Genomic DNA, 24471 nt, shown 5'->3' on the forward strand with positions numbered 1-24471 from the left:
ATCCGTTGATTAGAGTAGTCGGCTAATCCGGCGTCAACTATAAGCTATAATAACTGTAAAGTTAACGAATTCGCGTCTATCGAGCTATTGAACTTGCTGCAACTCAATTTGAGCTAGCAATTCAAGAAGCTGCTGCTGTTCCCATTGATAATGGGGATGCATTATTTTCCGACTGCGCACGGCTCGACTCTCTTGGGCGCTTAACACCGCCCCATTGCTAAGACTCACAAACGGCACCCACTGGCGTTGTACATGGAGATAACCAGCTAAGTTACGAACACCATTAATATAGCCTGTTTTTGCAACGACCAATCCCTTTAAAGGCTCACTCTTTACGCTGCTTCGGTTGCGTAGCGTGCCACTTTCACCCGATACTGGCATGGTTTGTATTAACCACTGCAAATTCTTGCGGTCGCGAATAGTCTGCAGCAATTGAAATACAAAATTAGCGCTCACGAGGTTCTCTCTAGACAGTCCGGAACCATCACGTAACTGCAGTCGACTCGCATTTAGACCTAAGTCTTCCATAATACCGTTCACTGCACGCGTGCCAGTACTGAAGCTAGCAACGCCTTTTTTGTGCAAGCCAACTTGCACAAACAATGAGTCCGCTATTCGATTATCGGAATTACGCAATACCAATGGCATTAGAGTTTTCAAGCTAGAACTTTGATGTTTAAATCGCCATTGTGCTTTGCCCATCTGGGTTTTGTTTGGCCAATTTAGAATATCAACCTTCTTTGGCCAGCTCATTTGCGAGTGCTTAAATCCGCGAACCAATTTTGACATAAACCAAGACTGAGGGTCATTAGTAGAAAAACTCAGGGGTATTTGTTCAACCGTGTTTTTGAGGCAACCGTCAAGACGAAAGTGGTTTGAACCGACCACGCTCAAATCCAAACTGCATAGCGCCGTACTTTTAACCGTCACTACATTACTATCAAGTTTAAGCAACTCGGGGTCTGACACTGAACTGATTGCCGGCTGCCCTATCGCCCCAGGTTTAATATTACCGCGAATGCAATGTTCGCTTAAATTGAAAGCAGAAATAGGCGAAGCAAAACATTTACCTAGATCGTTCCAAACTTGACCTCCTCCGCGCTGATGCCCATTAAAGCTACTCACATCTAACTCCAACACATCAAAGTCGCTTAAACCTTGATCGCGAGCGCTTTCAAACATCTGTAGTACATCTGACATTTTAAGCGTTGGGTCGCCGTTAAGTGCTAAGCGTGCGTTTAGACCGCCCTTGTCATTTTTGTATACATCTAAGCGAGTGACAAATCTAAAGTTTGGACCCAATACATGTGCAGCAGCAGTGGCGGTAATTAACTTTTGAACACTCGCAGGCATCATCATGATGTCATCATTTATTTGTACAAATGGACTGCGAAAAGCCAATTGCGAGTTGGGTACACCAGCGGCTAGAGAAGAAGAACTTGTAAAAAAGGAAAACAGAAAAATTACTAACAGCAAAGCGCGCATTGGGATCCCAGAAAAGATAATTATCGCACTAGCATAAACCGGAAAGGAAATTAACGATATGAAAAAGGGCCGCAATGCGACCCTTTAAAGTAATAAATATTGAGACAAGGTTTAGCTATCGAATTTAGTCATTCGCATTGGGCGCGAACAAATAAAGCTGCGGTTCAAATGCTTCTGTACACCTTCAGGCATACCCACTGGCAATTCAACAGTTGAATAGTCATCAAACAGTTTTACATGTCCAATATTCTGGCTGGAAATCTTTGCTTCATTAGCAATCGCACCAACAATATGTCGCGCTTGAATACCATGCTCGCGGCCAGCATCAATGCGGTAAACTTCCATTTCCATGTTTGGATCACGACGAGGAGCACGAGCTTCACCGCTATTTTCACGACGAGGACGACGCTCACCACCATCACGACCACCGCTTTCACGGCGCTGACGTCCACCTTCGAAACGACCACCGTCTCGACCACCATCACGGCCTCGACTTTGACGATCACGGCTTGGACGATCGCCTTGGCTAGATGAATTACCTGAACCTAAACGCTCTGGCGGATCATTTGGCATGATTAAAGGACGTTTGCTTTGGCCTTTCATCAACAACAAACTCGCAAGTTGAAACGCGTCCATTTCAAGATCGGCAGCTAGTTTCTCGCTAATAGTGCGGTAAACTGCTAAGTCATCACCTTGCGCCAATGTTTTAAGTTCTTCTTCAAAACGTTGAAGGCGCATGGCTTCAATTTGCTCAGTAGTTGGCAACTCAAGCTTTTCAATTTTTTGTTTAGTTGCTCGCTCAATGGTATACAGCAAGCGCTGCTCACGACCACCAACAAACAATACCGCCTTACCAGAACGACCAGCACGACCAGTACGTCCTATACGGTGAACATAGGCTTCACTATCGTAAGGAATATCAAAGTTTACAACGAGGCCTATACGCTCAACATCTAAGCCTCGAGCAGCTACGTCAGTGGCGATAACGACATCAACACTACCCGACTTCAAACGCTCAATAGTACGTTCACGCATGGTTTGGTTCATATCACCATTCAATGCTGCGACTTTAAATCCACGTGCTTCTAGGCGTTCTGCAACTTCAGTCGTCGCTGTTTTGGTACGCGCGAACACGATAGTAGCGCTACCTTCTTGCATTTCAAGCAAGCGAGCAAGAGCTTCCATTTTTCCAAGGCGTGTCACTTGCCAAAAATGTTGTGAAATATTGCTTACGGTTTGAGTCTTAGACTCAATTTTTACTTCTTTCGGCGAGTTCATGTAACGCTTGGTCAGTTTCTGAATTTGCGCTGGCATAGTTGCCGAGAACAAAGCAGTTTGACGACTCGCAGGCGTGTCTTTCATGATGCGTTCTACATCATCAATAAAGCCCATACGTAACATTTCATCGGCTTCATCTAATACTAAAGATTTTAAGTTCTCAATCTTAAGCGTTCCGCGATCTAGGTGGTCAATAACTCGACCAGGAGTACCAACGATCACGTGGGCGCCACGTTTTAAAGCACGCAGCTGTTGTCCGTAATCTTGTCCGCCATAAATTGGCAAAACTTTTAGTCCAGCAATATTGCGACTAAAAGACTGAAGGGCTTCGGCAACTTGGTTTGCTAACTCGCGTGTTGGCGCTAAAACCAACATCTGCGGATGATTGAGTTTTGGGTCAATACGTGCAATTAATGGCAGGCCGAATGCGGCAGTTTTGCCGGTACCTGTTTGCGCGATTCCAAGTACATCATCGCCGTCCAGTAGCAATGGGATCGTCTTCTCTTGGATTGGAGACGGAGTTTCAAATCCAATATCTTGAATTGCTTTAAGTATCTCCGAAGGGAGAGAGAAATCTTCGAACCGTAGGCTATCTGGTTTGCTCATTAATTGTTCGCTATTTAGTCAAAAAGGGTGCGCACTATACGACTTTTAATATCAAAAGTCTCTTAAAATTTTGTGATCTGGCGCATTTACTTTGAAATCAATTCTGTGACCTAGCTCACGTGTCCACTAAGCCACAAAATTGAACGGTTTTTAACCGGTTTTTTTATCTTTACCCATGCTCAAAATCCACAGTGAAACTACGGTAACACCTAAATATCCGAACACTAAGATTGCTGGCATGGCGGCATATCCAAGCACATGCCAAATTATTGATTCTAAACTGCTCATACATTGCCCTCTGCTATTGCCAGCCTTCGATGCCACTCATATCAGGAAGCTGGTGAGCAATCCCTTTATGACAATCAACACAAGTTTTTTCACCATCTGCCAACGCAGTTGAGTGCTGTGCCTGACTGCGGCTCCGTTGTACCGTGAAGTCCATATACTCAAACTCGTGACAATTTCGACACTCCTGAGAGTTATTGTTTTTGAGTCTGTCCCATTCCCGAGCAGCTAAATGACCACGCCTAGCTTCAAATTTAGCAGGCGTATCAATAGTACCGATTAGATGGGCAAAGACTTCTTTACTTGCTTGTACTTTACGAATTAGCTTATCTGTCCAATCATGGGGCACGTGGCAATCAGAACAGATTGCGCGAACACCAGAACGGTTGCTGTAGTGAATCGTAGACTGAATTTCTTCAACAATAGGGGCATGACAACCGGAACAGAACTCTTCTGTATTGGTCGCCTCCATACCCATGTTGAAAGCACCCCAGAACATAATCCCGCCGACAAAGCCAAGCGCCAAGACAAAACCTACACCGGCTTTACTGGGCGTACTTAGGCGTTGCCAAAAGCGTTTTAGAAAATTAAACATATACCTCTCCTAGCTCGGCGCGATTACTGCAAAGACTCAACTTTCTCGAAGTCATTCTCAACTAAGGGATCAGCATCTACTTGCGGAACATGGCACTGTAGGCAAAAATAACGACGCGGTGATACATCAGCTAAGGCTAAGCCTTCGCGTGATTCGAAGTGTGTCACACTGATTCGTGGCGCGCCGCTATCACGAGCATTTTTGAAGCTATGGCAAGACAAGCACTTATTAACCTTGCTATCGACTTCATAATTGCGCACCTGATGTGGAATCAATGGTGGCTGAAATACAAACTGAGGTTCATAAGGCTTTCGATCTGCTTGGTGATTTTTCATCATTGCAGGGTCGGAAACTTCATAGAGCTCGGTACTTCCGCGAAGGGACTCTACTCCCCCGTTGCTATAGCCAGTCATTTCGTCATCAGCGTAGGTTTGGCTTACCAAAGCAGTCGCCAAAATGAAAATGCAGGACTTTATTATATTTTTCATGGCAATGCTCCTATACCTTAACCATTTTGACAGCACACTTTTTATAATCCGTTTCTTTTGAAAGCGGATCCGTTGCATCAAGTGTTAGACGGTTAACCAGTTGTTTAGCATCAAAGAACGGCATAAAGACCAATCCCTTTGGTGGTCGATTTCGACCGCGAGTCTCAACCCGTGTTTTTATTTCACCACGGCGCGAGCTCAGAAGAACTTCGTCTCCGCGGCGCAGACCACGTGATTTCGCGTCATCGGGGTGAATAAACACAACCGCATCTGGAAATGCGCGATACAGTTCAGGTACACGTCTAGTCATGGTTCCAGTATGCCAATGCTCAAGCACGCGACCAGTGCTTAACCACAAGTCGTACTCTTCATCTGGCTCTTCTGCAGCTGGCTCATAAGGTGACGCAATAATAAAGGCTTTACCATCAGGTTTACCGTAGAAGTCAAAGTCACTGCCTGGTTTAGCATAGGGATCTGAGCCTTCTTTAAAACGCCATTTCGTTTCTTTGCCGTCAACTACCGGCCAACGTAAACCGCGAACTTCGTGATAAACGTCAAAGTCTGCCAAATCGTGCGCTTTGCCACGACCAAACTCGGCGTACTCTTCAAACAAACCTTTTTGAATGTAGAAGCCAAAGTCTTTCGCTTCATCATTGAGGTCATGTTTAATTTGGTCATTGCTGTAGCTGTCGACCTTGCCGTTTGCGAACAAGACATCAAATAACGTTTTTCCGCGATGCTCTGGCATTTTAGCGAGTAAGTCTTCAGGCCACACTTCTTCAATGGCAAAGCGTTTCGAAAACTCAACTAACTGCCAAAGGTCAGATTTTGCTTCGCCAGGGGCTTTAACTTGTTGATGCCAAAACTGTGTACGACGTTCTGCATTACCATAAGCACCCTCTTTCTCAACCCACATTGCTGTTGGCAATATCAAGTCAGCAGCTTGCGCTGTAACTGTTGGATAAGGGTCTGAAACCACGATGAAGTTTTTAGGGTTGCGGTAACCAGGTAAACCTTCTTCGTTCATGTTTGGCGCAGCTTGCATGTTGTTGTTACACATAACCCAATACGCGTTTAGCTCACCGTCTTTTAACTTACGGTTTTGCAATACAGCATGGAAGCCAGGTTTTGGTGGAATGGTCCCTTCAGGAATGTTCCATTTGTCTTCAGCAAAGGCACGGTGTTTTGGATTAGCAACAACCATGTCTGCAGGCAAACGGTGTGAGAACGTCCCCACTTCACGCGCAGTACCGCAAGCTGAAGGTTGTCCTGTAAGCGAGAAAGGACTATTGCCCGGCTCTGAAATTTTACCGGTAAGTAGGTGGATGTTATAAACCGAATTATTAGCCCAAACACCACGAGTATGTTGGTTAAAGCCCATGGTCCAAAACGAGGTTACTTTGATGTTTGGATCGGCATAGGTTTGTGCCAAAGCTTCAAGTTTTTCAGGTTCAACACCTGACAGCTCCGCAACTTTATCCAAAGAATAGTCCGCTAAAAACTCACGATACTCTTCGAAGGTCATATCGGTCATTTTACCGCTATTTGGATTTGCTGCTTTAGCTTGTGTTGGGTGTTCGTCACGCAGACCATAGCCAATATCGGTTGTAGCGCGTTTGAAGTGAGTATGCTTGCTGACAAAGTCTTCATTGACCATGTCGTTTTCGATAATGTAATGGGCAATATAATTAAGAATGGCTAAATCGGTTTGTGGGGTAAATACCATACCGTTATCAGCCAGCTCAAAACTACGATGTTTAAACGTAGAAAGCACATGCACTTTTACATTAGGAGCACTTAGGCGGCGATCAGTGAGGCGAGACCATAGCACAGGGTGCATCTCGGCCATGTTTGAGCCCCAAAGTACAAACGCATCAGCGGCTTCTAAGTCATCATAGCAGCCCATAGGCTCATCAATACCAAAGGTACGCATGAATCCACCAACAGCTGACGCCATACAGTGACGGGCATTTGGATCAAGGTTGTTGCTACGGAATCCAGCTTTTAACAGTTTTGCAGCAGCATAACCTTCCCAAACTGTCCATTGCCCCGAACCAAACATACCTACAGACGTTGGTCCTTTATCCTTTAATGCGTCTTTAAACTTTTCAGCCATGACATCAAAAGCTTGATCCCACGACACTTCGGCGAACTCACCATTTTTATCATATTGACCATCGGTCATACGAAGCAAAGGCATGGTTAGACGGTCTTTACCGTACATAATTTTAGATAGGAAATAACCTTTAATACAGTTTAGGCCTTTGTTAACCGGCGACTCGGGGTCACCTTGGGTGGCAACAACTTTACCTTTTTGAGTCCCTACTAAAATGCTACAACCGGTCCCGCAGAAGCGGCAAGCTGCTTTATCCCAATTTACTTTGTTCTGCTCACTACTTGTGATCAGGTTGGTTGCACTGGCTGGAAGGGTGATTCCTGCCACCGAAGCAGCCGCTGCAACAGCGTTGGCCTTCATAAACTTTCGGCGAGTCCAATTCATGGTCGATCCTCTATATGTGTTCCCGGTCGCATTGCTACCCAGGTTTAACTTTTAACTTAAGTCTCAGCGTTTTCTTGATTTTCTGTTTCGTTGTCGTACTGGTGATATACCAAATTACAGCTTATAACAGTGTCAATCTTGGCAATGTGCTCAAGGGTTTCTACGACCCCTCTTCGGCCATGACCTTCAATTGAAATCACAATTTTTCCTTCGGGGTTAAAGCCATGGACTTCCGCCCCTTCGTATTCTGAGATGGCTGAAATTGTTTGCTTTATTTTGTCCACAGCACAGTAAATTACGGCACTACTTACATGGTAATCTTCAGTCATTCTATAACCTTGATTGAAATGGCTTGAGCGGGGCAAACAGTGATGCATGCGCCACATGATGAGCAAAGTTCTGAATCTACTTCTAAGCTCGCAGTTCCTCCAATTTGAGCTGCAATACTTAAGGCTTCAGGTTCACAGCTATCAGCGCAAGAGCGACAATATACCCCTTGAGTATTTAAGCAACGTGAGCTATCAATGCTCGCCTCTTGTTGCCAAGGTTCATGTGAGTTTGGGTGGAACAGTGATTCGGGGCAAGTTTCTGAACAGGCATAACACAGTTCGCATTCGGCTTTGCGAAAATCCAAAACCGGATAGCCGCCATCACCGTTAACAATTACTTTAGTTGGGCAGGCTTCCACACATTTACCGCACCGGGTGCAATCGCTTTCGAATTTTTCTGTCTTTAGCCAAGGAAGCTGAGATTGAAATGGCGCGCGCTGTTTCAATTTGCGATTAAATAAGCGCCGTTTTGATTGATCCGCTTCCTGCATTAATTCACATACCAAATCTAGGTGTTATATAGAAGCGTATGCAATGTAACCGGATGTTAACATACCTCTGAAGAGATAAAGCGAATGCACTTTGACCTAAATCAATGATTTAAGTCAAAAAAGTGCTCGCAAGTTAACCACCAATTGACGCAAGATTTTGTGTTGCACCGGAATCGTGCTGATGTAGGAAATGACTAACCTTTTTACCTTGAATATGCATGATAAGTTGCTCACTCAATGCGAGCCCCCCATCGTCTAGTTGTAAGTACTGACGAAGGTCAATACCAGCATCACTAAATAAACAAAGGTGTAAGTGACCTCTTGCTGAAATTCTTAGTCGGTTACAGCTTGCGCAAAAGTCTTTGCTATAGGGCATAATTAAACCAATTTTGCCTTTATAGTCACGATGGCCAAAAACTTGGGCAGGGCCTGCATTTTTACTGACTATCTGCTGCTGCCAACCCATTGCTAGCAATTGGTCTTTCAAACTACTACCACTGCTGTGGTGCTTATCAAAGTAGTCTTTGTTTTCAGCCATTTCCATCAATTCGATAAAACGTACTTCAACCGGTCTATCTTTAATCCATTCCAAAAATCGCTTAAGGTTAGCTTGCTGACCTTGACGCATCAAAACACTATTGAGTTTAAGGTTGGTAAAACCTAGATCGACGGCTTTATCGATACCAGCCATCACTTTTTTGAAGGATTGTGTCCCAGTAATTTGATTGAATTGTTCAGAGAAAAGACTATCGACACTAACGTTAATCGCATTTAAGCCCGCATCTAACCAACGTTCAATGTCTTTTTCCATGCGAAAGCCATTGGTCGTCATGGCAACTTTTTTAATACCCGGAGTTTGGGCACAATGGGCAATAATGTCGGGTAGGTCTTTTCGTAGGCTCGGCTCACCACCTGTAATGCGAATTTTATTTGTCCCCAAACGCGCAAACGCACTCGTGACTGTTTTAATTTCGCTGAGGTTTAGAAATGACTCGTCATGTTGAGCATGATAGCCATCCGGTAAGCAATAGTTGCAACTAAAGTTGCATACATCTGTAATCGAAAGGCGCAAATAATAAAATTTGCGCGCATAAGCATCTTCTAGCATAAACCTTTCCAAGTATGGGAGATAAGTACATTTCTATACCTACCCTGTTTAGCCAAATTGACTAAAGGCCTGCGCAACATATTCGAAGATCGAACTTAGTTGGTTTTGAGAATCAAAGCGCAGGCTTCGGTTCTAATTGAAAATTAGAATAGGTGATATTAGATACGAAGTTAAGTCTTATGGGCGTAAAACGCGCCATAACACGCTAAATTCTTCGCTCTATGCCTATTAAGTGATAAGTTTAACTCGCTTATCGCACTTTATTTAGTCCATAGAGGAAAGGTTGTGCAAAGGAATTTGTTGTTTTCGCCATCGTTGGTGCAAACCACCCGACGTATTTTTGTTGCTAGTTTAGGCTTATTTGCTGTTATCGCTCTAAGTTCCATGATCAGTTTAGCAACTAGCTTAAAAGATGCCGAAGCCGTTAACGTTGCTGGCTCTCTGCGGATGCAAAGCTATCGTTTAGCGTATGGCATCTCAAGTGGGCAACCTAATCTTAACGATAAAATTGCGGCCTTTGAGCAATCATTACATGCGCCGAGTTTAAGCCGCTATAGCAACGATTGGATATACAAAGATCAGGCTGGCGATTACTTTGCGTTACAACAACATTGGGCTCGTTTAAAACCATTTCTATTAAGTGATAATCCGCAACTTTTTTTAGACGAAGTTGTCACCTTTGTGAGCGAAATCGATAAGTTTGTTGAAGGCCTGCAATATCTCTCCGAAAATAAAATCTTAACCTTGGTGGGAGTGCAATTATTTGCATTTGTTATCATGGCGTTGCTATTTGCAAGTTTACAAAACTACCTCAAACGTTATTTAGTTGAACCTTTACAAGGCCTGGCTTCTATGGCCAAACGAATAGAGGCGGGTCAATTCAATGTCGAGTCCCCAACAACCTCTTGTTTAGAAATCCATAAGCTTAGCGATACCATGTCAACGATGACGAAACAGCTCGAAAGCATGTATAGCACGTTAGAGCAACAAGTTAGCGACAAAACCAATCAGCTTCAAACTACGAATCGAGAACTTAGTTCTCTATATGCTGTACAAGGAATTTTGCAACAACTTGAGTTAAGTGACCTGCATTTATTGCATTCGTTGGATATCTTAATTGAGCAACTCGATATTAGTGGTGCTTGCTTACAGCTTAATGCCCGAAAACAAACATTGCTGCGGGGTCAAGATCAAACCTGGAACTGGGTTGGTCTTAGTTTTAACCAACTAGAATTTGGACAACTTGGTCTCCCCCAACATGTCGATGGTTATGCCCCTTTAATCCAAGCATATGGCTTGGCAATAAGCCGTGCACTTCATTTTGAAAGGCATATCGTTCAGCAACAAAAGCTACTCATTTTGGATGAGCGCGCAACCATTGCACGGGAGCTTCACGATTCTTTAGCCCAAAGTCTTTCTTATATGAAGATCCAGATATCTCTATTAAAACGAGAACTAGATAATAATCCGGTAAATGATAAAACCCAATCTTATATAGATGAGTTACAAATGGTGATATCTCAGTCTTACTTGCAACTACGGCAGTTGTTAACGACTTTCCGACTGAGTGTAAAAGAAGCCTTGTTAAGCGAGTCATTAAAAGCGATCGTCAAGCAACTCGATGAGCAATCCCAGCATCGGATTCAATTATACAGTCAGTTATCAAATGACAATCTCCCCGCCGACCTACAGATCCACGTAATTCAGTTAGTTAGGGAAGCAACAATCAATGCCATAAAGCATGCACAGTGTGATAATATTCAAATTAATTGTAGTCAAAATAAGCGCGAAATAACTATCCGTGTCGAAGATAACGGCGCCAGCGACGCCAATTTGATTGCAAAGGCAGATCACTTCGGTCTGCAGATAATGCGCGAACGAAGCGAACGCCTAAATGGGCAACTACTATTTACACAAAGTCATCTCGGCGGTTTATGCGTTGAGTTGAAGTTTTCGGTTTAGACCCAGGAAGGAGTCACCAATACCTTATGTCTGACATTATTCGTACTTTGGTCGTTGACGACCACCCATTAATGCGCAAAGGCGTCGTGCAATTTTTACAAGCAGAGGATGACTTTGAAGTCGTCGCTGAAGCTAGTGACGGCGCAGCTGCTATAGACCTAGCCCAAGAACACGATTTTGATCTGATTTTGCTAGACCTAAATATGAAGGGCTTGTCAGGTTTCGACACCCTTAAAATGCTGCGTGAGAAAGACGTTAATTGCCGCATCATCATTCTAACCGTATCGGACTCAAAGAATGATGTCATCCGCTTGATCAACGCAGGAGCTGACGGCTATCTACTAAAAGATATGGATCCAGATGCTTTAGTCAGCACACTTCGTCAAGCCATTGGTGGACAGCAAGCCATCAGTGAACAACTCATTCCGTATTTGGATTGCTTAGACGATATTGATGACTTCCACCATCGTCTCGAAGACTTAACCCGTCGCGAACTACAAACCCTGCAGCATATTGCGCGAGGTCTGAGTAATCGTGAAGTCGCAGATGCATTAAACATAACTGAAGGTACCGTCAAAGTTCATGTTAAATCCCTATTGCGCAAGCTAAAAGCCAAGTCTCGGGTAGAAATGACCGTGATGTATTTGGAACACTTAAACTAATTTGCTGTAGCTTGCTAATTACAGCCAATAGTTTATAGGGCCAAGGATGGGTCTTTAGATGAAAACCTTATTGGTAGATGATACGCGTACCGAACAACTCGTCACTAGCACCTTTCTTAAGGCGCTAGGCCATGAGGTTGTGATCGCCGGCAGCGGAGCTCAAGCCTTACAACTATTTCAGCAGCACCAGCCGGATTTGGTACTACTCGATATCGTGATGCCGGAAATGGACGGCTATGAAGTCGTTCGTCAATTACGCGAGCAATCACAAAATTGGGTACCGGTTATCTTCTTAAGCGGCAAAGCTGAACCTCAAGACATTTTGTATGGGATCGAATGTGGTGCGGACGACTATTTAGTTAAGCCAATTAATAAAATTATTCTAGATGCTAAAATGCAGGCCATGGAACGCATCTCTAGAATGCGGAAGCAACTCATACAAACTCAAGACCAATTATCGCAGGCTAACTTGATTTTGGAAAAACAAGTTAGCTTAGATGGACTCACGGGTATTGCAAATCGTAGAGAATTTGACCTTCACCTTTCACGTGAGCTCAAGCGTTCCCAACGCGATAAACAACCGCTAGTCTTATTGCTTTGCGATATAGATTGGTTTAAAAACTATAACGATTATTACGGCCATATTGCTGGCGATCACTGTTTAGGTAAGGTTGCCCAAGCTTTAGATCGTCTAAGTTTAAGGCCCGGTGATTTAGCCTGTCGTTACGGTGGTGAAGAGTTTGCAATGATTTTGCCCAATACCAACCTAGATGGCGGTATCTCGAAAGCAAAGGCGATTCTCAAATGTATTCAAGAATTGGCAATCGAACACAAAAAATCTAGCTATGACTTGATAACAATTAGTGTTGGTATCAGCTTTTGCGAACAATGCCAGAATATAAGCCCACAACAATTGACTCAGATTTCGGATGAAGCCTTGTATCAAGCAAAAGGCAAAGGGCGAAACACTTTCCATCATATTGAACAGAGCAGCCTATGAGATTTAGAGGTGTAATCGCGGCATTTATTGTCATTCTAATTGGTATCTTTTTTTACATATATTCAGTACATAAAAGCTTGGAAGTAGCCCAAGCCTTGTGTCCTAAACAACAGGCGGTATTGCAGGCAGAGTTTGCGCTAGTCGATATTATTGACCTTGGCCAAGAGCGTCAGTATTTGTATATTTCTAAGCTTGCCAAAAACAGTCCTTTGCGACACCTTGGCTTTGATCAAGGTGATATTTTTCGAGGCGTATCTGACCAAAGCATTTTGTGTGAGTTAAGTTTAGAAACGTCGAAAAATTTATTTTTACGAGTGGCTCCACTTGGCCTTGATGCTTATTCAGAATCAGACTGGAAAGTATTAAAAACACCGGCGCAATTCTTAAAAAAAATCGACAACTAGGAAACATACATGAACCTTGTATACATCAAAAGACTCGTTGTTTGTTATAGCCTAGTGTTGCTTGTAAGCGCTTGTAGTCAGCGCCCAAGCGAGACTAAAATTCAACAATATAAAACGCCCAGTTACTTGTTCGAGTCTGACCCCAACTCCTTAGTTGCTATGCGCGTTGACTCTTTAGCTTTGCAAACAAACAACAGTGCAATCATTCCGATTACTGACGGACTGGACGCCTACGCTGCGCGCATCGCCTTAATAGACCATGCTGAAAAAGGAATTGACGCTCAATACTATATTCTAAAGCGTGACCTCACTGGTGAACTATTCTTAAGCAAACTTTACATGGCTGCTCAGAATGGGAAACGAGTCCGCCTGTTGTTAGACGATCTTGGTAGCGATGACATGGATGATTTGTTAGCCGCACTATCGAGCCATCCTAATATGGAGGTCCGCTTGTTTAATGCTTTTTACAAACGTAGTTCCAAAATAAGTTCAATGCTATTCGACTTTAAACGTCTTAACGGCCGCATGCATAACAAATCGTTAACTGCAGATAATCAGGTCACCATTGTCGGGGGACGTAATATCAGTGATGTCTATTTTAAAGCCAAACGAGACCTGCAATTTTATGATGCAGATGTCGTAGGATTTGGCCCGATAGTCCACGAGGTATCCGCTTCATTTGACCATTATTGGAACTCTGAACGAAGCTACCCCATTGAGCTGTTTGTAGACAGTGAAATTGACGTAAAAGCGCAATTATTAGGCTTAGAGAACAGTCTGGCAAATAGAGACATCGCCCCTTACTTGCAACAGTTTTCTAAGTATCGAGTAGCACTAGCGAATGATCAATTCCTCGCGGCCAGCTATGAATGCGAGGCGAGCCTTTTAGTTGATACGCCGGGGAAATTCGTGAATCAAGAGCACGATGAAAGTCAACTCGCAGCTCAACTTGCGGGCGTGCTTGGTCAAGCTAAGCGACGAATAATTGTCAGTTCACCTTATTTTGTGCCTGGAAAAAGCGGAACTGAAGCGCTAGTAGCAGCGGCGCAATCCGGGATAAAAATTGATATAATAACCAACAGCCTAGCTGCAACTGATGTCGCTGTTGTACACGGTGGCTATGCTCGGTATCGCAAGCGATTGTTAGAAGCAGGCATAAAGATTTGGGAAATTAAACCATTTAGCGACAGCACAAATATCTCGTTTATTGGTAAAGGTGAATCCAAGTCTTCTTTGCATAGTAAATTCTTTGTCGTTGACGATAGCCATCTCTTTGTTGGTAGCTTCAACTGGGATCCCCGTTCAATTGAAATAAATACCGAAATGGGGATTGTGATGCAATGCCCTCAACTCAATCAAAATGCATCTCAGGGCCTAGAGACTAAAGTCCCATACCTAAGTTACTTAGTAAGCTTAGATGGTAAAGGGAATATTCAGTGGGAGGAGCGCGAAGAAAGTGGCGCGGTTAACATATATAGAACCGAGCCAGAAGCCGGTTTCTCGCGCAGATTTCAGGCGTTTGTGTCGCGGATCTTACCTATAGAAGGGCAGCTTTAACCCTACCCCTTTGCATTAACACTTAGTGTTGGTGACCACAACCACCTTCACTATGTACATGGCCGTGCTCAATCTCTTCTGCAGTGGCCTCTCGTACATCAATGATTTCAACATTGAACTTGAGGTCTAAGCCCGATAGCGGATGGTTACCGTCGATGATCACTTCTTCACCTTCGATGGCTAAAATCATTACTGATTGTTCGCCTTGATCGGTCGTAGCTCTAAATTGCATTCCGGGTTCGGGGGTATGTTCACCAAACATGCTCACAGGCACCGCTTGCAGTAAATCTTCTGAACGCTCGCCATAAGCATTTACAGCTTCAATCTCAACTTCAAACTTATCGCTTGTTTGTTTACCCATAAGCTCTGACTCAAGGCCAGGAATTAACTGACCGAGACCTATAATAACTACTAATGGCTCGTTTTCAGGGCTTTGGTCGATAAGCTCGCCAGCAGTCTGAACCTTATAGTTTAATGTAACGACTGAATGTTGTTTTATCAAAGTGTTTGCCTTTTATACATCTTGAGTGTGGCGTGGATTCTACCTTGTTCTTTAACTTGTCTCAAAAAATTGATCCGACTTTAATTGTTTAAATAGCTAAAACCTTATTTCTTCCACTATTTTTAGCCTGATACATTGCTTTATCAGCCGTATTTAGCAATATTTTCTTGTCAGTATCTTTGTCCACTTTAACAGCATGGCAGCCAATGCTAAGCGTTAAAAACTGCCCCGTCGAACTCTTATGTTTAAAGGCCAACATTGCAACGGCAGCTTTTATTCTTTCTCCGACAAGCTTTGCTTCGTCCAAGTTAGTCTCTGGTAGTAAAACAGCAAATTCTTCACCTCCAATGCGAGCAGCCATATCTGAGCTTCGTTTGACTTGATGCCTAAACATCATACCAAGTGAAACCAGAGCTTCATCACCCTTTAAATGACCCTGAGTGTCATTAAGTTGTTTAAAGTGATCAACATCTATCATCAAGAGCGCTAAGCTAGAACCGCTGCGCTGAGCGCGTCGCCATTCCTGATGATATCTTTCATCAAATGCTCTGCGATTACTAAGCCCTGTTAACGAGTCCGTTAACATTTGTTGCTCCAAGCGCGCGTTTAAAATTTGAAGCTGCTCTTCTTTGTGTTGCAATTTAATGTTTTGCTTTAATACTCTTTCGCGCATTTCAAAATATCGCTGATTTTCATTATCAAGCAATACTTCCAATACCAAGGCGAAACCGATAACAATAAAATACCTTAAGAAATCAATGCTCGCGTGTATATCCCCAATCGCAATAAAGTAAAAAGAGCTCAGGCAATAAAGTAGTGAACCAAACCCCAAAATAATACAAAGTCGTCTTAGTGGAACAAAGACCATGCCGCCTAACAAGCCATGGAGGATAACCACCGCCAAGTTAATCCGTCCATATACACTTATAGTAACAGCCGTACCAACAGCGCAAACGGCTGTAATAATTACATACGAAAGATCCACATAAGCAGAATGGGAAATACCAAGCCTATGACCTAAAGCAGCCGGATGTGCCGCTAGAAGCATAATAAACACTGCATTGATAAGCTTGAAACTAAAATGATGCAAAGTTAAATACATCAAACGAGCATCTTGCCCATTCGAAAGTTCTAATTCGCTAGTAATAACCAATAAGTTGAAAAAGAACAATGCGACAGCGACAACTTTAACCGTGCGCGACGCATTGCGTTGATTGATGTCATTTTGAATAAACAGTGACACATCTTGTTCATTTCGCGGCAAGTTTTCGATAATCGCTTCCTTTATGGTTCATCGTTAGCCGAATTAACAGTGTATGTTATTGTTGGTTTGTGACAAAAACAAATGATAGATGAAAGTCGCAAGCATACTCCAAAACAACACTTACCCAACAAAACAACGCACTTGTCATTACAGCTTATAGGGATGACATGGATCGAAATTGCTGTTAGCTTCATTTCTTTAGCTTGTTTAAGCATTTAACTACAATCGTCGAGCATTCATGGACAGTTCTATTCTTTTGATTTTTATCCCAACTTTCTTCTTTGTTTCTATCACACCAGGTATGTGTATGACCTTGGCTTTAAGCCTCGGTATGAGTATTGGTTACAAGCGTACTTTATGGATGATGGCAGGAGAATTAGTTGGTGTTGCTGTAGTTGCAGTGGCTGCCGTTCTGGGGGTTGCAAGTGTCATGTTGCAATACCCGTGGGCATTTACAGCCTTTAAGATTATCGGCGCTAGTTACCTTGGCTACTTGGGTATTCAAATGTGGCGTTCGCGTGGCAAATTAGCCATGAGTGCTGAACAGCAAACTGTAGCAGTCGATAAAGACTGGGATTTAGTTGCTCAAGGATTTGTGACTGCAATCGCGAATCCTAAAGGATGGGCGTTTATGATTTCACTACTACCGCCATTTATCAACGCAGAATTAGCTCTAGCCCCGCAACTTGCTGTATTAGTTGGAATTATTCTGGTATCTGAGTTTGTGTGCATGAGCTTATACGCCAGTGGCGGCAAAGGACTTAAAAAGCTACTAGGTCAGGCAGAAAACGTACGATTGATGAATAGGATAGCTGGCTCACTAATGATGGCTGTCGCCATCTGGTTACTTGTGGCTTAACAACTAACTTTGCGGTGTTTGGCAAGTACTATAAAAGAGATGCTAACTGAATAAACACCTCTACAAAAGAAGCTGGGTTCAGGCTAGCTCTTTGAATTTAAATTAAGCATCACGTATCAATACGCCATCATTCGTCTATTATCTAGACCGTATAATTTATGTAAAAGAGTTCCTCCATGAGACTCTTTTAGTGATAGCACCAAGGTTCTCAACTAACAACGAGTTGTCCATTACCCAGTCCAAAACGAAAAAACCACTGAATGAGCTCAGTGGTTTTGGTACGAGTTATGTCTTACGTGCGAATGAAACTATACCTCTAGCGCCTGCTTAGCTTTCAAACTGGCGTTATTACCTTCCAATACACCGGGTTCGAAGTGATCAACCTGAATGGCTTGGAAACGTAAACGGTCAGCTTCAACCAGCTGAGCGGCTTGGCCATCGTCAATGATTCCAGCATCAAGTGCTAACTGAGCAAGCTCATCCATTGGGATTTTACGCGGTAGTTTTTTCTCACGTTGCGCTTTGGTAATAATTTTTTCTAGCGGCTGAACTTTCGCCATTGCTAAAAATGCTTCTTCTATTACTCCAACAGCATCGCCTTTACCACCAGCAATTTGGCAAAGCGAAGTCAAACGTTCGCGGTCTTCACCTGGTGTCATCATAGTTACACAAATATCATGACAATGTTCATCGTTAGGCATTTCAAAACGATTTCCAAACGGGAATACTACGCGTTTAAGAATATTTGCGACCACGCGATTCGGGAAGTTCTTAAAATAGCCATCAAAAGCCTGACCAATTTCAAACAAGTTACGCTCAATAGCCCATTTTACAAACGGTAAATCTGCGCTACGACTGCCTTCATCTTGGAAATACTTCAGGGTAGCTGACGCTAGGTAGAGATGACTGAGTACATCGCCTAAACGTGCAGATATTCGCTCTTTACGTTTGAGGTCACCGCCCATGATTAACATAGAGAAATCAGCACACAAGGCAAGACCTCTACTCATACGGCTCAATTGACGATAGTAAACAGCTGTTTCGCCGTTGACAGGGCTGGAATTAAAACGGGCGCCACTTAGACCTTGCCATAAGCTGGCAAAGAAGTTTCCGGTACCAAAGGCTATATGTTTAAGCAGCACTTGGTCAAACTGATTCAAACCTGCTTCTTCGTCTGGATTTGACGCCGCTTGTAACTCTTTAAGTACATACGGGTGACAACGAGTCGCGCCTTGACCGAAGATCATCAAGTTACGCGTCAAGATATTTGCGCCTTCAACAGTAATCGCAACCGGAACACCATTATAAGCATGACCTAAATAGTTAAGTTCGCCGAGTTGTATTGCGCGGCCAGCGTGAATATCCATTGCGTCATTTAGTACAGTACGTGCCATTTCAGTCATGTGGTATTTAGAAATAGCTGTCACAATTGCTGGACTTTGGTCCAAATCAATAGCGCCAGCGGTCATACGACGCGTGGCCTCTAACTGATAAGTCATACCACCAATACGACCTAATGCTTCTTCAACACCTTCGAATTTACCAATCGACAAACCAAACTGTTTGCGTACATAAGCATATGCACTGGTAGCACGTGAGCTCATGTGTCCAACTGCGGTGCCCAGTGCAGGTAGCGAAATTCCGCGACCAGCAGACAGGCATTCAACTAGCATGCGCCAACCTTTACCGGCGAACTCAGGACCACCGATAATCCAATCAATTGGAATAAACACATCTTTACCAAAGGTCGGGCCGTTCATAAAGGCTAAACCAAGTGGAAAGTGCCTATCCCCTACCCTGACACCCGGATGGTCACAAGGAATTAGGGCGCAGGTAATACCTATGTCTTTGGTTTCCCCAAGTAAAGAATCTGGATCAAACAATTTAAAAGCAAGACCTAGCACTGTTGATGCTGGTGCTAAGGTGATGTAGCGCTTGTTCCAATTTAAACGAATACCAAGTACTTGTTCGCCTTGATAATCACCCATGCAGACTATGCCTTTGTCTGGAATTGCACCAGCGTCGCTTCCCGCTTCGGGGCCAGTTAAGGCAAAGCAAGGCACATCGGTACCATTGGCTAGATTAGGTAACCAACGTTGTTTTTGCTCATCGGTACCATAGTGCATCAATAGCTCACCAGGACCTAAAGAGTTAGGAACCATTACCGTTACCGCAACTGACAAACTGCGAGTTGCGATTGTAGTTACAATCGTTGAATTGGCAATGGCGGAGAATTCGCGTCCACCAAAGCTCTTTGGAATAATAAGTGCGAAGAAGCCTTGAGTTTTAAGATAATTCCATACCTCTTCAGGTAAATCGCGCTGGTTTTGCACAATGTCGAAGTCATCAATCATCTTAAGTAAGGTCGTAACTTGCTCATCTAAGAAGGCTTGTTCGTCTTCGCGCAAAGTTGGCTTTGGGTAGTTATGAAGGGTTTCCCAGTTAGGCTTGCCAGCGAAGAGTTCGCCGTCCCACCAAACTGAGCCAGCTTCCATCGCTTCTTGTTCGGTCTGTGACAAAGGCGGTAGTATCTTCTTAAAAATCCCAAAAATTGGTTTAGTGAAGAATCGTTTGCGCGTCTCCGGGATTGCCATAAGCACCCCGATTGCAATCAGTAGTAAGAGTAAAATTTCCATAATCTATCCTTGGGTATACATTGTTTTTTGTTATTTTAATCGAGGGTCAAAGGGCCTATCGGTGCGCCAACGCCGGCACATAAATAGGGTAAAACTTTATAAATAAGTGATTCAATATTTACCTTTTCACCATAGTCAGATGCAGCAATATCACGTAAAGCAGCACTTGAAGCCATGGTGAAAATTACGGTGCCTAAGGTAAAGTGTAGACGCCAAAACATGTCAACGGGACTCAGTTCAGGGTAGGCTCTACTAACCACTTGACGGAATTTATCAATGGTCTGCCCAAAATTCTGGGTAATGTAACGACGTAAGTGGCCTTGCTCATCAGTGTAGCCGCGTCCGAGCAACAGTAAAAACATCGCTGTGCCATGTTGTTGTATACGATTCATTTCCAATAAAGGTTTAGCAAAGGATGCAAATACCTGGTTTAGATTTGGCGCCTCGGCACTGTCTAGGTGAACTTGCATCGCCTCGTCAACCAATGGCATAAAAGCATCCAAATAGCGGCGTAACACCGCTTGGATTAGCTCTTTCTTGCTGCCAAAATGATAATTTACCGATGCCAAATTCACATCAGCATGCGAGGTAATCAAACGCAGCGATGTATCCGTAAAGCCTCTTTCGGCAAACAGCCTCTCTGCGGTATTTAGGATCTTGTCCTTCGTCGCTATTCTCAAGTTAGTTTCCTATAAGGTAAACTGAGCTAAGCATCTGCTTGCGCCACAGCATTTAAAACACATGTTTGAAATCTACGTTTAAAAATCTAAGCTGTCAAATATTTGTTAAAATTGCGTTTGTATTTTGTGAGCATAAGCCTGCATACCATTACGACCGCATCTTTGTTAAAATTGCTTTTTTATGCTTCTGGATAACCTGCATGCCTTCTACCGATACCTTGTTTTCTAAACCACTACCTCAGTTAGGTGAGTTTTGCTTTGATGAACAGGTGGCATCCGTGTTTCCAGATATGATTAAACGCTCTGTTCCTGGTTATCAAGATATCGTCAATACAATTGCTAGACTTGCTGCTCGCCATCACATCAAAGGCAGCAACATATATGACCTGGGCTGCTCACTTGGTGCGTGTACCCTAAGCATGCGCCGCGCCGTAACTCAGGAAGGTAAAATAATTGGAGTGGATAACTCGCAGGCCATGCTTGAACGATGCCAGAGCCATCTGGATGCATTTCGTTCGCAAATGCCTGTAGAGCTTCGATGTGAAGATATTTGTAGCACTGACATAAATCACGCTAGCGTCATTGTTCTAAATTTTACTTTGCAGTTTATCCCCTTGGCAGCACGCCAAGCCTTGTTAGACAAAATATACCAATCCTTACTACCTGGCGGTATTGTCATCATCAGTGAAAAGTTTCAATTTGAAGATGAACTGATGCAAGAAAACATCAATGCGCTTCATCTCGACTATAAGCGCGCAAATGGCTATAGCGAGCTTGAAATTAGCCAGAAGCGAAGTTCACTCGAAAACGTGCTCATAGCGGAAACTAAGGAAGCCCATTATTCGCGTCTGCGTAGCGCAGGTTTTTCGCATTATCAGACCTGGTATCAGTGTTTTAACTTTGGCTCGATACTAGCAATCAAGAGCGCCTGAACGAAAATACAAAGAGTTTATAATTCATAGTTTTGCCTGCCCCTGCGGCTTCAGGTACACTGCCTAACATAGACATAAATAGGGACTTGTTTTGGCCGATTCAGATTTGGATTTTTCTACCGTTTTAGTTAGTGCAATTCATGACATGAAAAATTCATTGTTCATGCTCACTCAGAGCACCGAAACCTTAGCTAGTCAGGCTAAACTTGAACAACGTGACGATAGTGAGCAAATTGGCCGTTTGCATTACGAAGTATCTCGACTAAATGGTAGTCTGATGCAGGTTTTGGCGATGTATAGAATGAAACACGCCAACATGCCTATAATGATTGAAGAGGTCTTTGTAGCAGAGTTTCTCGAAGATCTCATCGACAAAAATGTCACCTATACCCAGCAAACAGAAGTTGAACTCACTCTTGAAGCAGACCCTGATCTAGCTTGGTATTTTGATGAGTCTTTAGTGAGCTTCATGCTCAATGATATTATCGTGAACGCAATTCGTTATACCCATTCAAAAATTAAGATTTCTGCACACTTGGTCGATAACAAATTATGTCTACAGGTTGAAGATGATGGTCAAGGCTATCCGCAGAATATTTTAGACTTTAGCAATGGCGCACAACCTGCGACCGCCGATTTCGTAAAATTTAGAAGTGGGCTTGGTATGTATTTGGCTAGAGTCATCGCTAAAGCACATACGAACAAGCTTATTGAAGGTGATATTGAACTCAGCAACGATGGCGCATTAGGTGGCAGTGTATTTCGAGTATATTTGCCTTGATTAAAACAGTTTCGCGACCGAAGGAAAGCACAACACGATGATGATTACTATTGTTCTGGTTTCAGTAGGTGCGCTATTGTTTTTAGTGATCGCTTACAATGTAACTCAACAATATAAGCAACAACGCGAAGCTGAAATGCGACGTATTGTGGCTAAGCAGAAAGCTATCGTTACAGAAAACGAAGAGATATTACTAAATTCTTCACGCTTACCATGCTCCAAAGAATTTATGTTGATGATCCATAATCGCTCTTTAAACGCATTGAAAGCCATCAAAGACGCTAACCCAAATGTCAAAGGCCTGCATAATCGTATGCGAGCGAGTCAGGCGCAAATCAAACAAATTGAGCAGAATTTTACCCCGCCAGGCGATGATGCATTTCGTGCACCAGATAATGATAAAGATGCCTTACAAATGCTGCAAGTAGTTAAAAAGATGCGGCAAGTGCTGCGCGCGGAACACTCTCGCGGTCGACTAAACACTCAAGTGTTTGTCTTGGAAGACCGCCGACTGGAATTAATGCAGCTTAAAATCAACATTGAGAATGCATTCAAACGTGCCATTGAAGCTCAAATATTACGTCAATGGGGAACCGCACGGCAGTTGCTTAATAAGAGTATTGGTGTACTACAAAATTTGACCGACCGCGATGCATACCTAGAGCGTAAACTACAGGAGCTAATGGCTTTAAATAGTGAAATGGATGAAAACTTAAAACGCGAAGGCAGCAAAAAAACAGAGGAAGCGGCGGAGAAAGACGTCGATGAATTGGACGTATTATTCGCACCCAAGAAAAAGTGGTAACCCGGTGATAACAAAAACAAGTCTACAACAGCGCTTTACTCAAGTTGAGCAAGGCGTTTATTTTATTGGTACAACCCCACCTAAACATGATACCCCGCTGGCCCAAGTTCGAGACATTGCTCAACGCCTGTTAGAGCGCCTTAGCGACCTCGAGTTTGACGGAATCATAGTGTATGACATACAAGATGAAAGCTCTCGAACCGCGCAACAGCGCCCATTTCCGTTTAGCGCTACCCATGACGCTCGTTGGTATTCCCAATTATTGATGAATTTGTCTCAACATGCGGTGATCTGCTATCAAAGTGTCAGTCAAGCAAGTCCAGAATTGTTTATTCAAAGTTTAAGTGAAGCCAAACATCAGTATCAGTTAGAAAACTTAGTCTTAGTCGGCAGTCCTTCAAATTTGGACAAAAGCAATCTTCCACTGGCACAAGCATACGAACTATTAGGCGCTCATTCAGAGTCCTTCCATTTGGGAGGGGTAAGCATCGCAGAGCGGCATCGCAGCAAAGGCGATGAGCACCAACGCATATTGCATAAAACCGAGCAAGGCTGTGATTATTTTATTACCCAAGCGGTTTACGATGCCCAAGCTAGCATCGATATGCTAAGCCGCTACGCTCAAAGCTGTCGTCAGCAAAACCTTGCGCCCAAGCGTATCATTCTTACCTTTTCGCCTTGCGGCAGTGCCAAAACTTTGGAATTTATTCAATGGTTAGGCATTAACGTACCCGAAGCGAGTCAGATTGCGATTTTGGATGCCGAGCACCCACTGCAAGCCTCGTTAAAATTGTGCCAACGCAATTTACAGTTAATTCTGGATAGCTGTGGCGACTTAGGCATACCGCTGGGTTTAAATATTGAAAGTCTAACCAATCGCAAAGCCGAAATTGACGCCTCGATTTTGTTATATCGCTTGTTAAAATCGCAGCTTGAAATGAGCATAGCCCAACGCGCGCTACGAGATATGGATTAGACGCAATAGTTTCGTTAAAGCCGAGTTAACACTGCGGACTCGGCGCATCAAACCTTTACGCATCTAATCGAGATAACTGTTACCCCTTCCCTCAGACGAAAAACACAGCTGCTTTTAGCTTAACCAACCTGCTCAGGCACGGCGTTGATCGTTAGCCCTTCGGCATTGTCCGTTTTTTAGCTTATGACATCTAGTTAGACAGCTATACACATCAAGAAGGTCAAGCCATTATCCATACAGCGGGTACAAAAAAACCACTGACGGGATTATCAATCAGTGGTTTAAA

The 24471-nt window shown here is 43.5% G+C and carries 23 protein-coding genes and 1 riboswitch; of the genes, 10 read left to right on the plus strand and 13 right to left on the minus strand.

From position 1 onward, the window contains the following. Positions 1-84: 84 nt before the first annotated feature. The 9 genes from dacB to moaA all read right to left on the minus strand — a co-directional run bounded on the left by dacB (position 85) and on the right by moaA (position 9165). On the minus strand, positions 85-1485 hold the full coding sequence (gene dacB, locus DBZ36_RS07120) for a D-alanyl-D-alanine carboxypeptidase/D-alanyl-D-alanine endopeptidase (protein ID WP_120354211.1): 1401 nt from the start codon (positions 1483-1485) through the stop codon (positions 85-87). Between the two features lie 111 nt (positions 1486-1596). Continuing rightward, complete coding sequence (locus DBZ36_RS07125) at positions 1597-3369, minus strand: DEAD/DEAH box helicase (protein ID WP_120354212.1); 1773 nt, start codon at positions 3367-3369, stop codon at positions 1597-1599. Between the two features lie 150 nt (positions 3370-3519). Continuing rightward, a complete protein-coding gene (locus tag DBZ36_RS07130; RefSeq protein ID WP_120354213.1) occupies positions 3520-3657 on the minus strand; it encodes a TIGR02808 family protein in 138 nt (45 codons plus the stop codon). Between the two features lie 13 nt (positions 3658-3670). Continuing rightward, on the minus strand, positions 3671-4249 hold the full coding sequence (locus DBZ36_RS07135) for a NapC/NirT family cytochrome c (RefSeq protein ID WP_120354214.1): 579 nt from the start codon (positions 4247-4249) through the stop codon (positions 3671-3673). Between the two features lie 23 nt (positions 4250-4272). Then, complete coding sequence (locus DBZ36_RS07140) at positions 4273-4737, minus strand: nitrate reductase cytochrome c-type subunit (protein WP_120354215.1); 465 nt, start codon at positions 4735-4737, stop codon at positions 4273-4275. Between the two features lie 10 nt (positions 4738-4747). Beyond that, positions 4748-7237, minus strand: a complete 2490-nt coding sequence (gene napA, locus DBZ36_RS07145) for a nitrate reductase catalytic subunit NapA (protein WP_120354216.1) — start codon at positions 7235-7237, stop codon at positions 4748-4750. A gap of 56 nt (positions 7238-7293) precedes the next feature. Continuing rightward, positions 7294-7566: a chaperone NapD gene (locus DBZ36_RS07150; RefSeq protein ID WP_158589043.1), complete on the minus strand. Its 273-nt coding sequence runs from the start codon at positions 7564-7566 to the stop codon at positions 7294-7296. Further along, a complete protein-coding gene (napF, locus tag DBZ36_RS07155) occupies positions 7563-8057 on the minus strand; it encodes a ferredoxin-type protein NapF (protein WP_120354218.1) in 495 nt (164 codons plus the stop codon). The genes DBZ36_RS07150 and napF overlap by 4 nt, the downstream gene beginning before the upstream one ends. A 133-nt stretch (positions 8058-8190) precedes the next feature. After that, positions 8191-9165 carry a GTP 3',8-cyclase MoaA gene (moaA, locus tag DBZ36_RS07160; RefSeq protein WP_120354219.1) on the minus strand — a complete coding sequence of 325 codons (975 nt, stop codon included), beginning with the start codon at positions 9163-9165 and terminating at the stop codon, positions 8191-8193. Beyond that, a riboswitch (molybdenum cofactor riboswitch) is annotated at positions 9151-9309 on the minus strand. (Overlaps the previous gene by 15 nt.) A 141-nt stretch (positions 9310-9450) precedes the next feature. On the opposite strand from moaA, the gene DBZ36_RS07165 reads away from it, so the two are divergent. The 5 genes from DBZ36_RS07165 to DBZ36_RS07185 are packed head-to-tail and all read left to right on the plus strand — an operon-like array spanning position 9451 to position 14750. Then, the gene (locus tag DBZ36_RS07165) at positions 9451-11127 is read left to right on the plus strand and encodes a type IV pili methyl-accepting chemotaxis transducer N-terminal domain-containing protein (protein WP_147395007.1); all 1677 of its coding nucleotides are present in this window, start codon (positions 9451-9453) and stop codon (positions 11125-11127) included. A gap of 26 nt (positions 11128-11153) precedes the next feature. Beyond that, the gene (locus tag DBZ36_RS07170; RefSeq protein WP_120354221.1) at positions 11154-11789 is read left to right on the plus strand and encodes a response regulator; all 636 of its coding nucleotides are present in this window, start codon (positions 11154-11156) and stop codon (positions 11787-11789) included. 58 nt (positions 11790-11847) lie between these two features. Next, positions 11848-12789: a GGDEF domain-containing response regulator gene (locus DBZ36_RS07175; RefSeq protein ID WP_120354222.1), complete on the plus strand. Its 942-nt coding sequence runs from the start codon at positions 11848-11850 to the stop codon at positions 12787-12789. Then, the gene (locus DBZ36_RS07180) at positions 12786-13193 is read left to right on the plus strand and encodes a hypothetical protein (RefSeq protein ID WP_120354223.1); all 408 of its coding nucleotides are present in this window, start codon (positions 12786-12788) and stop codon (positions 13191-13193) included. Before DBZ36_RS07175 ends, DBZ36_RS07180 begins: the two co-directional genes overlap by 4 nt. Positions 13194-13202: 9 nt before the next feature. Then, complete coding sequence (locus DBZ36_RS07185) at positions 13203-14750, plus strand: phospholipase D family protein (RefSeq protein ID WP_120354224.1); 1548 nt, start codon at positions 13203-13205, stop codon at positions 14748-14750. Between the two features lie 22 nt (positions 14751-14772). Here the strand turns inward: DBZ36_RS07185 and DBZ36_RS07190 are convergent, their stop codons facing one another. Both DBZ36_RS07190 and DBZ36_RS07195 read right to left on the minus strand, forming a co-directional pair. After that, the gene (locus DBZ36_RS07190) at positions 14773-15252 is read right to left on the minus strand and encodes an FKBP-type peptidyl-prolyl cis-trans isomerase (RefSeq protein ID WP_120354225.1); all 480 of its coding nucleotides are present in this window, start codon (positions 15250-15252) and stop codon (positions 14773-14775) included. 88 nt (positions 15253-15340) lie between these two features. Then, complete coding sequence (locus DBZ36_RS07195; protein WP_147395008.1) at positions 15341-16495, minus strand: GGDEF domain-containing protein; 1155 nt, start codon at positions 16493-16495, stop codon at positions 15341-15343. 259 nt (positions 16496-16754) lie between these two features. On the opposite strand from DBZ36_RS07195, the gene DBZ36_RS07200 reads away from it, so the two are divergent. Further along, a complete protein-coding gene (locus tag DBZ36_RS07200) occupies positions 16755-17375 on the plus strand; it encodes a LysE family translocator (protein WP_120354227.1) in 621 nt (206 codons plus the stop codon). A gap of 308 nt (positions 17376-17683) precedes the next feature. On the opposite strand, the gene DBZ36_RS07205 is transcribed toward DBZ36_RS07200, so the two are convergent. After that, a complete protein-coding gene (locus DBZ36_RS07205) occupies positions 17684-20011 on the minus strand; it encodes an acyl-CoA dehydrogenase (protein ID WP_199711795.1) in 2328 nt (775 codons plus the stop codon). Between the two features lie 35 nt (positions 20012-20046). Further along, positions 20047-20691, minus strand: coding sequence for a TetR/AcrR family transcriptional regulator (locus DBZ36_RS07210; RefSeq protein WP_120354229.1), 645 nt, complete (start codon positions 20689-20691; stop codon positions 20047-20049). A gap of 200 nt (positions 20692-20891) precedes the next feature. Between DBZ36_RS07210 and cmoA the strand changes: the two genes are divergently transcribed. The 4 genes from cmoA to DBZ36_RS07230 all read left to right on the plus strand — a co-directional run bounded on the left by cmoA (position 20892) and on the right by DBZ36_RS07230 (position 24185). After that, positions 20892-21623 (plus strand): carboxy-S-adenosyl-L-methionine synthase CmoA, encoded by a 732-nt coding sequence (gene cmoA / locus DBZ36_RS07215; protein WP_120354230.1) that lies wholly within the window; start codon positions 20892-20894, stop codon positions 21621-21623. A gap of 91 nt (positions 21624-21714) precedes the next feature. Next, entirely contained in the window at positions 21715-22404 is a 690-nt protein-coding gene (locus DBZ36_RS07220; RefSeq protein ID WP_120354231.1) for a sensor histidine kinase, read from the plus strand. A gap of 37 nt (positions 22405-22441) precedes the next feature. Continuing rightward, complete coding sequence (locus DBZ36_RS07225; RefSeq protein WP_120354232.1) at positions 22442-23209, plus strand: DNA repair protein; 768 nt, start codon at positions 22442-22444, stop codon at positions 23207-23209. A gap of 4 nt (positions 23210-23213) precedes the next feature. Next, the gene (locus DBZ36_RS07230; RefSeq protein ID WP_233558100.1) at positions 23214-24185 is read left to right on the plus strand and encodes a methylenetetrahydrofolate reductase; all 972 of its coding nucleotides are present in this window, start codon (positions 23214-23216) and stop codon (positions 24183-24185) included. Positions 24186-24471: the final 286 nt, after the last annotated feature.

The organism is Alginatibacterium sediminis, assembly GCF_003610775.1.
Lineage (GTDB): Bacteria > Pseudomonadota > Gammaproteobacteria > Enterobacterales > Celerinatantimonadaceae > Alginatibacterium > Alginatibacterium sediminis.

Coding starts and splice junctions, on each gene's coding strand:
- dacB (WP_120354211.1), bottom strand. CDS start 1,485: ATGCGCGCTTTGCTGTTAGTAATTTTTCTGTTTTCCTTTTTTACAAGT.
- DBZ36_RS07125 (WP_120354212.1), bottom strand. CDS start 3,369: ATGAGCAAACCAGATAGCCTACGGTTCGAAGATTTCTCTCTCCCTTCG.
- DBZ36_RS07130 (WP_120354213.1), bottom strand. CDS start 3,657: ATGAGCAGTTTAGAATCAATAATTTGGCATGTGCTTGGATATGCCGCC.
- DBZ36_RS07135 (WP_120354214.1), bottom strand. CDS start 4,249: ATGTTTAATTTTCTAAAACGCTTTTGGCAACGCCTAAGTACGCCCAGT.
- DBZ36_RS07140 (WP_120354215.1), bottom strand. CDS start 4,737: ATGAAAAATATAATAAAGTCCTGCATTTTCATTTTGGCGACTGCTTTG.
- napA (WP_120354216.1), bottom strand. CDS start 7,237: ATGAATTGGACTCGCCGAAAGTTTATGAAGGCCAACGCTGTTGCAGCG.
- DBZ36_RS07150 (WP_158589043.1), bottom strand. CDS start 7,566: ATGACTGAAGATTACCATGTAAGTAGTGCCGTAATTTACTGTGCTGTG.
- napF (WP_120354218.1), bottom strand. CDS start 8,057: ATGCAGGAAGCGGATCAATCAAAACGGCGCTTATTTAATCGCAAATTG.
- moaA (WP_120354219.1), bottom strand. CDS start 9,165: ATGCTAGAAGATGCTTATGCGCGCAAATTTTATTATTTGCGCCTTTCG.
- DBZ36_RS07170 (WP_120354221.1), top strand. CDS start 11,154: ATGTCTGACATTATTCGTACTTTGGTCGTTGACGACCACCCATTAATG.
- DBZ36_RS07175 (WP_120354222.1), top strand. CDS start 11,848: ATGAAAACCTTATTGGTAGATGATACGCGTACCGAACAACTCGTCACT.
- DBZ36_RS07180 (WP_120354223.1), top strand. CDS start 12,786: ATGAGATTTAGAGGTGTAATCGCGGCATTTATTGTCATTCTAATTGGT.
- DBZ36_RS07185 (WP_120354224.1), top strand. CDS start 13,203: ATGAACCTTGTATACATCAAAAGACTCGTTGTTTGTTATAGCCTAGTG.
- DBZ36_RS07200 (WP_120354227.1), top strand. CDS start 16,755: ATGGACAGTTCTATTCTTTTGATTTTTATCCCAACTTTCTTCTTTGTT.
- DBZ36_RS07205 (WP_199711795.1), bottom strand. CDS start 20,011: ATGGAAATTTTACTCTTACTACTGATTGCAATCGGGGTGCTTATGGCA.
- cmoA (WP_120354230.1), top strand. CDS start 20,892: ATGCCTTCTACCGATACCTTGTTTTCTAAACCACTACCTCAGTTAGGT.
- DBZ36_RS07225 (WP_120354232.1), top strand. CDS start 22,442: ATGATGATTACTATTGTTCTGGTTTCAGTAGGTGCGCTATTGTTTTTA.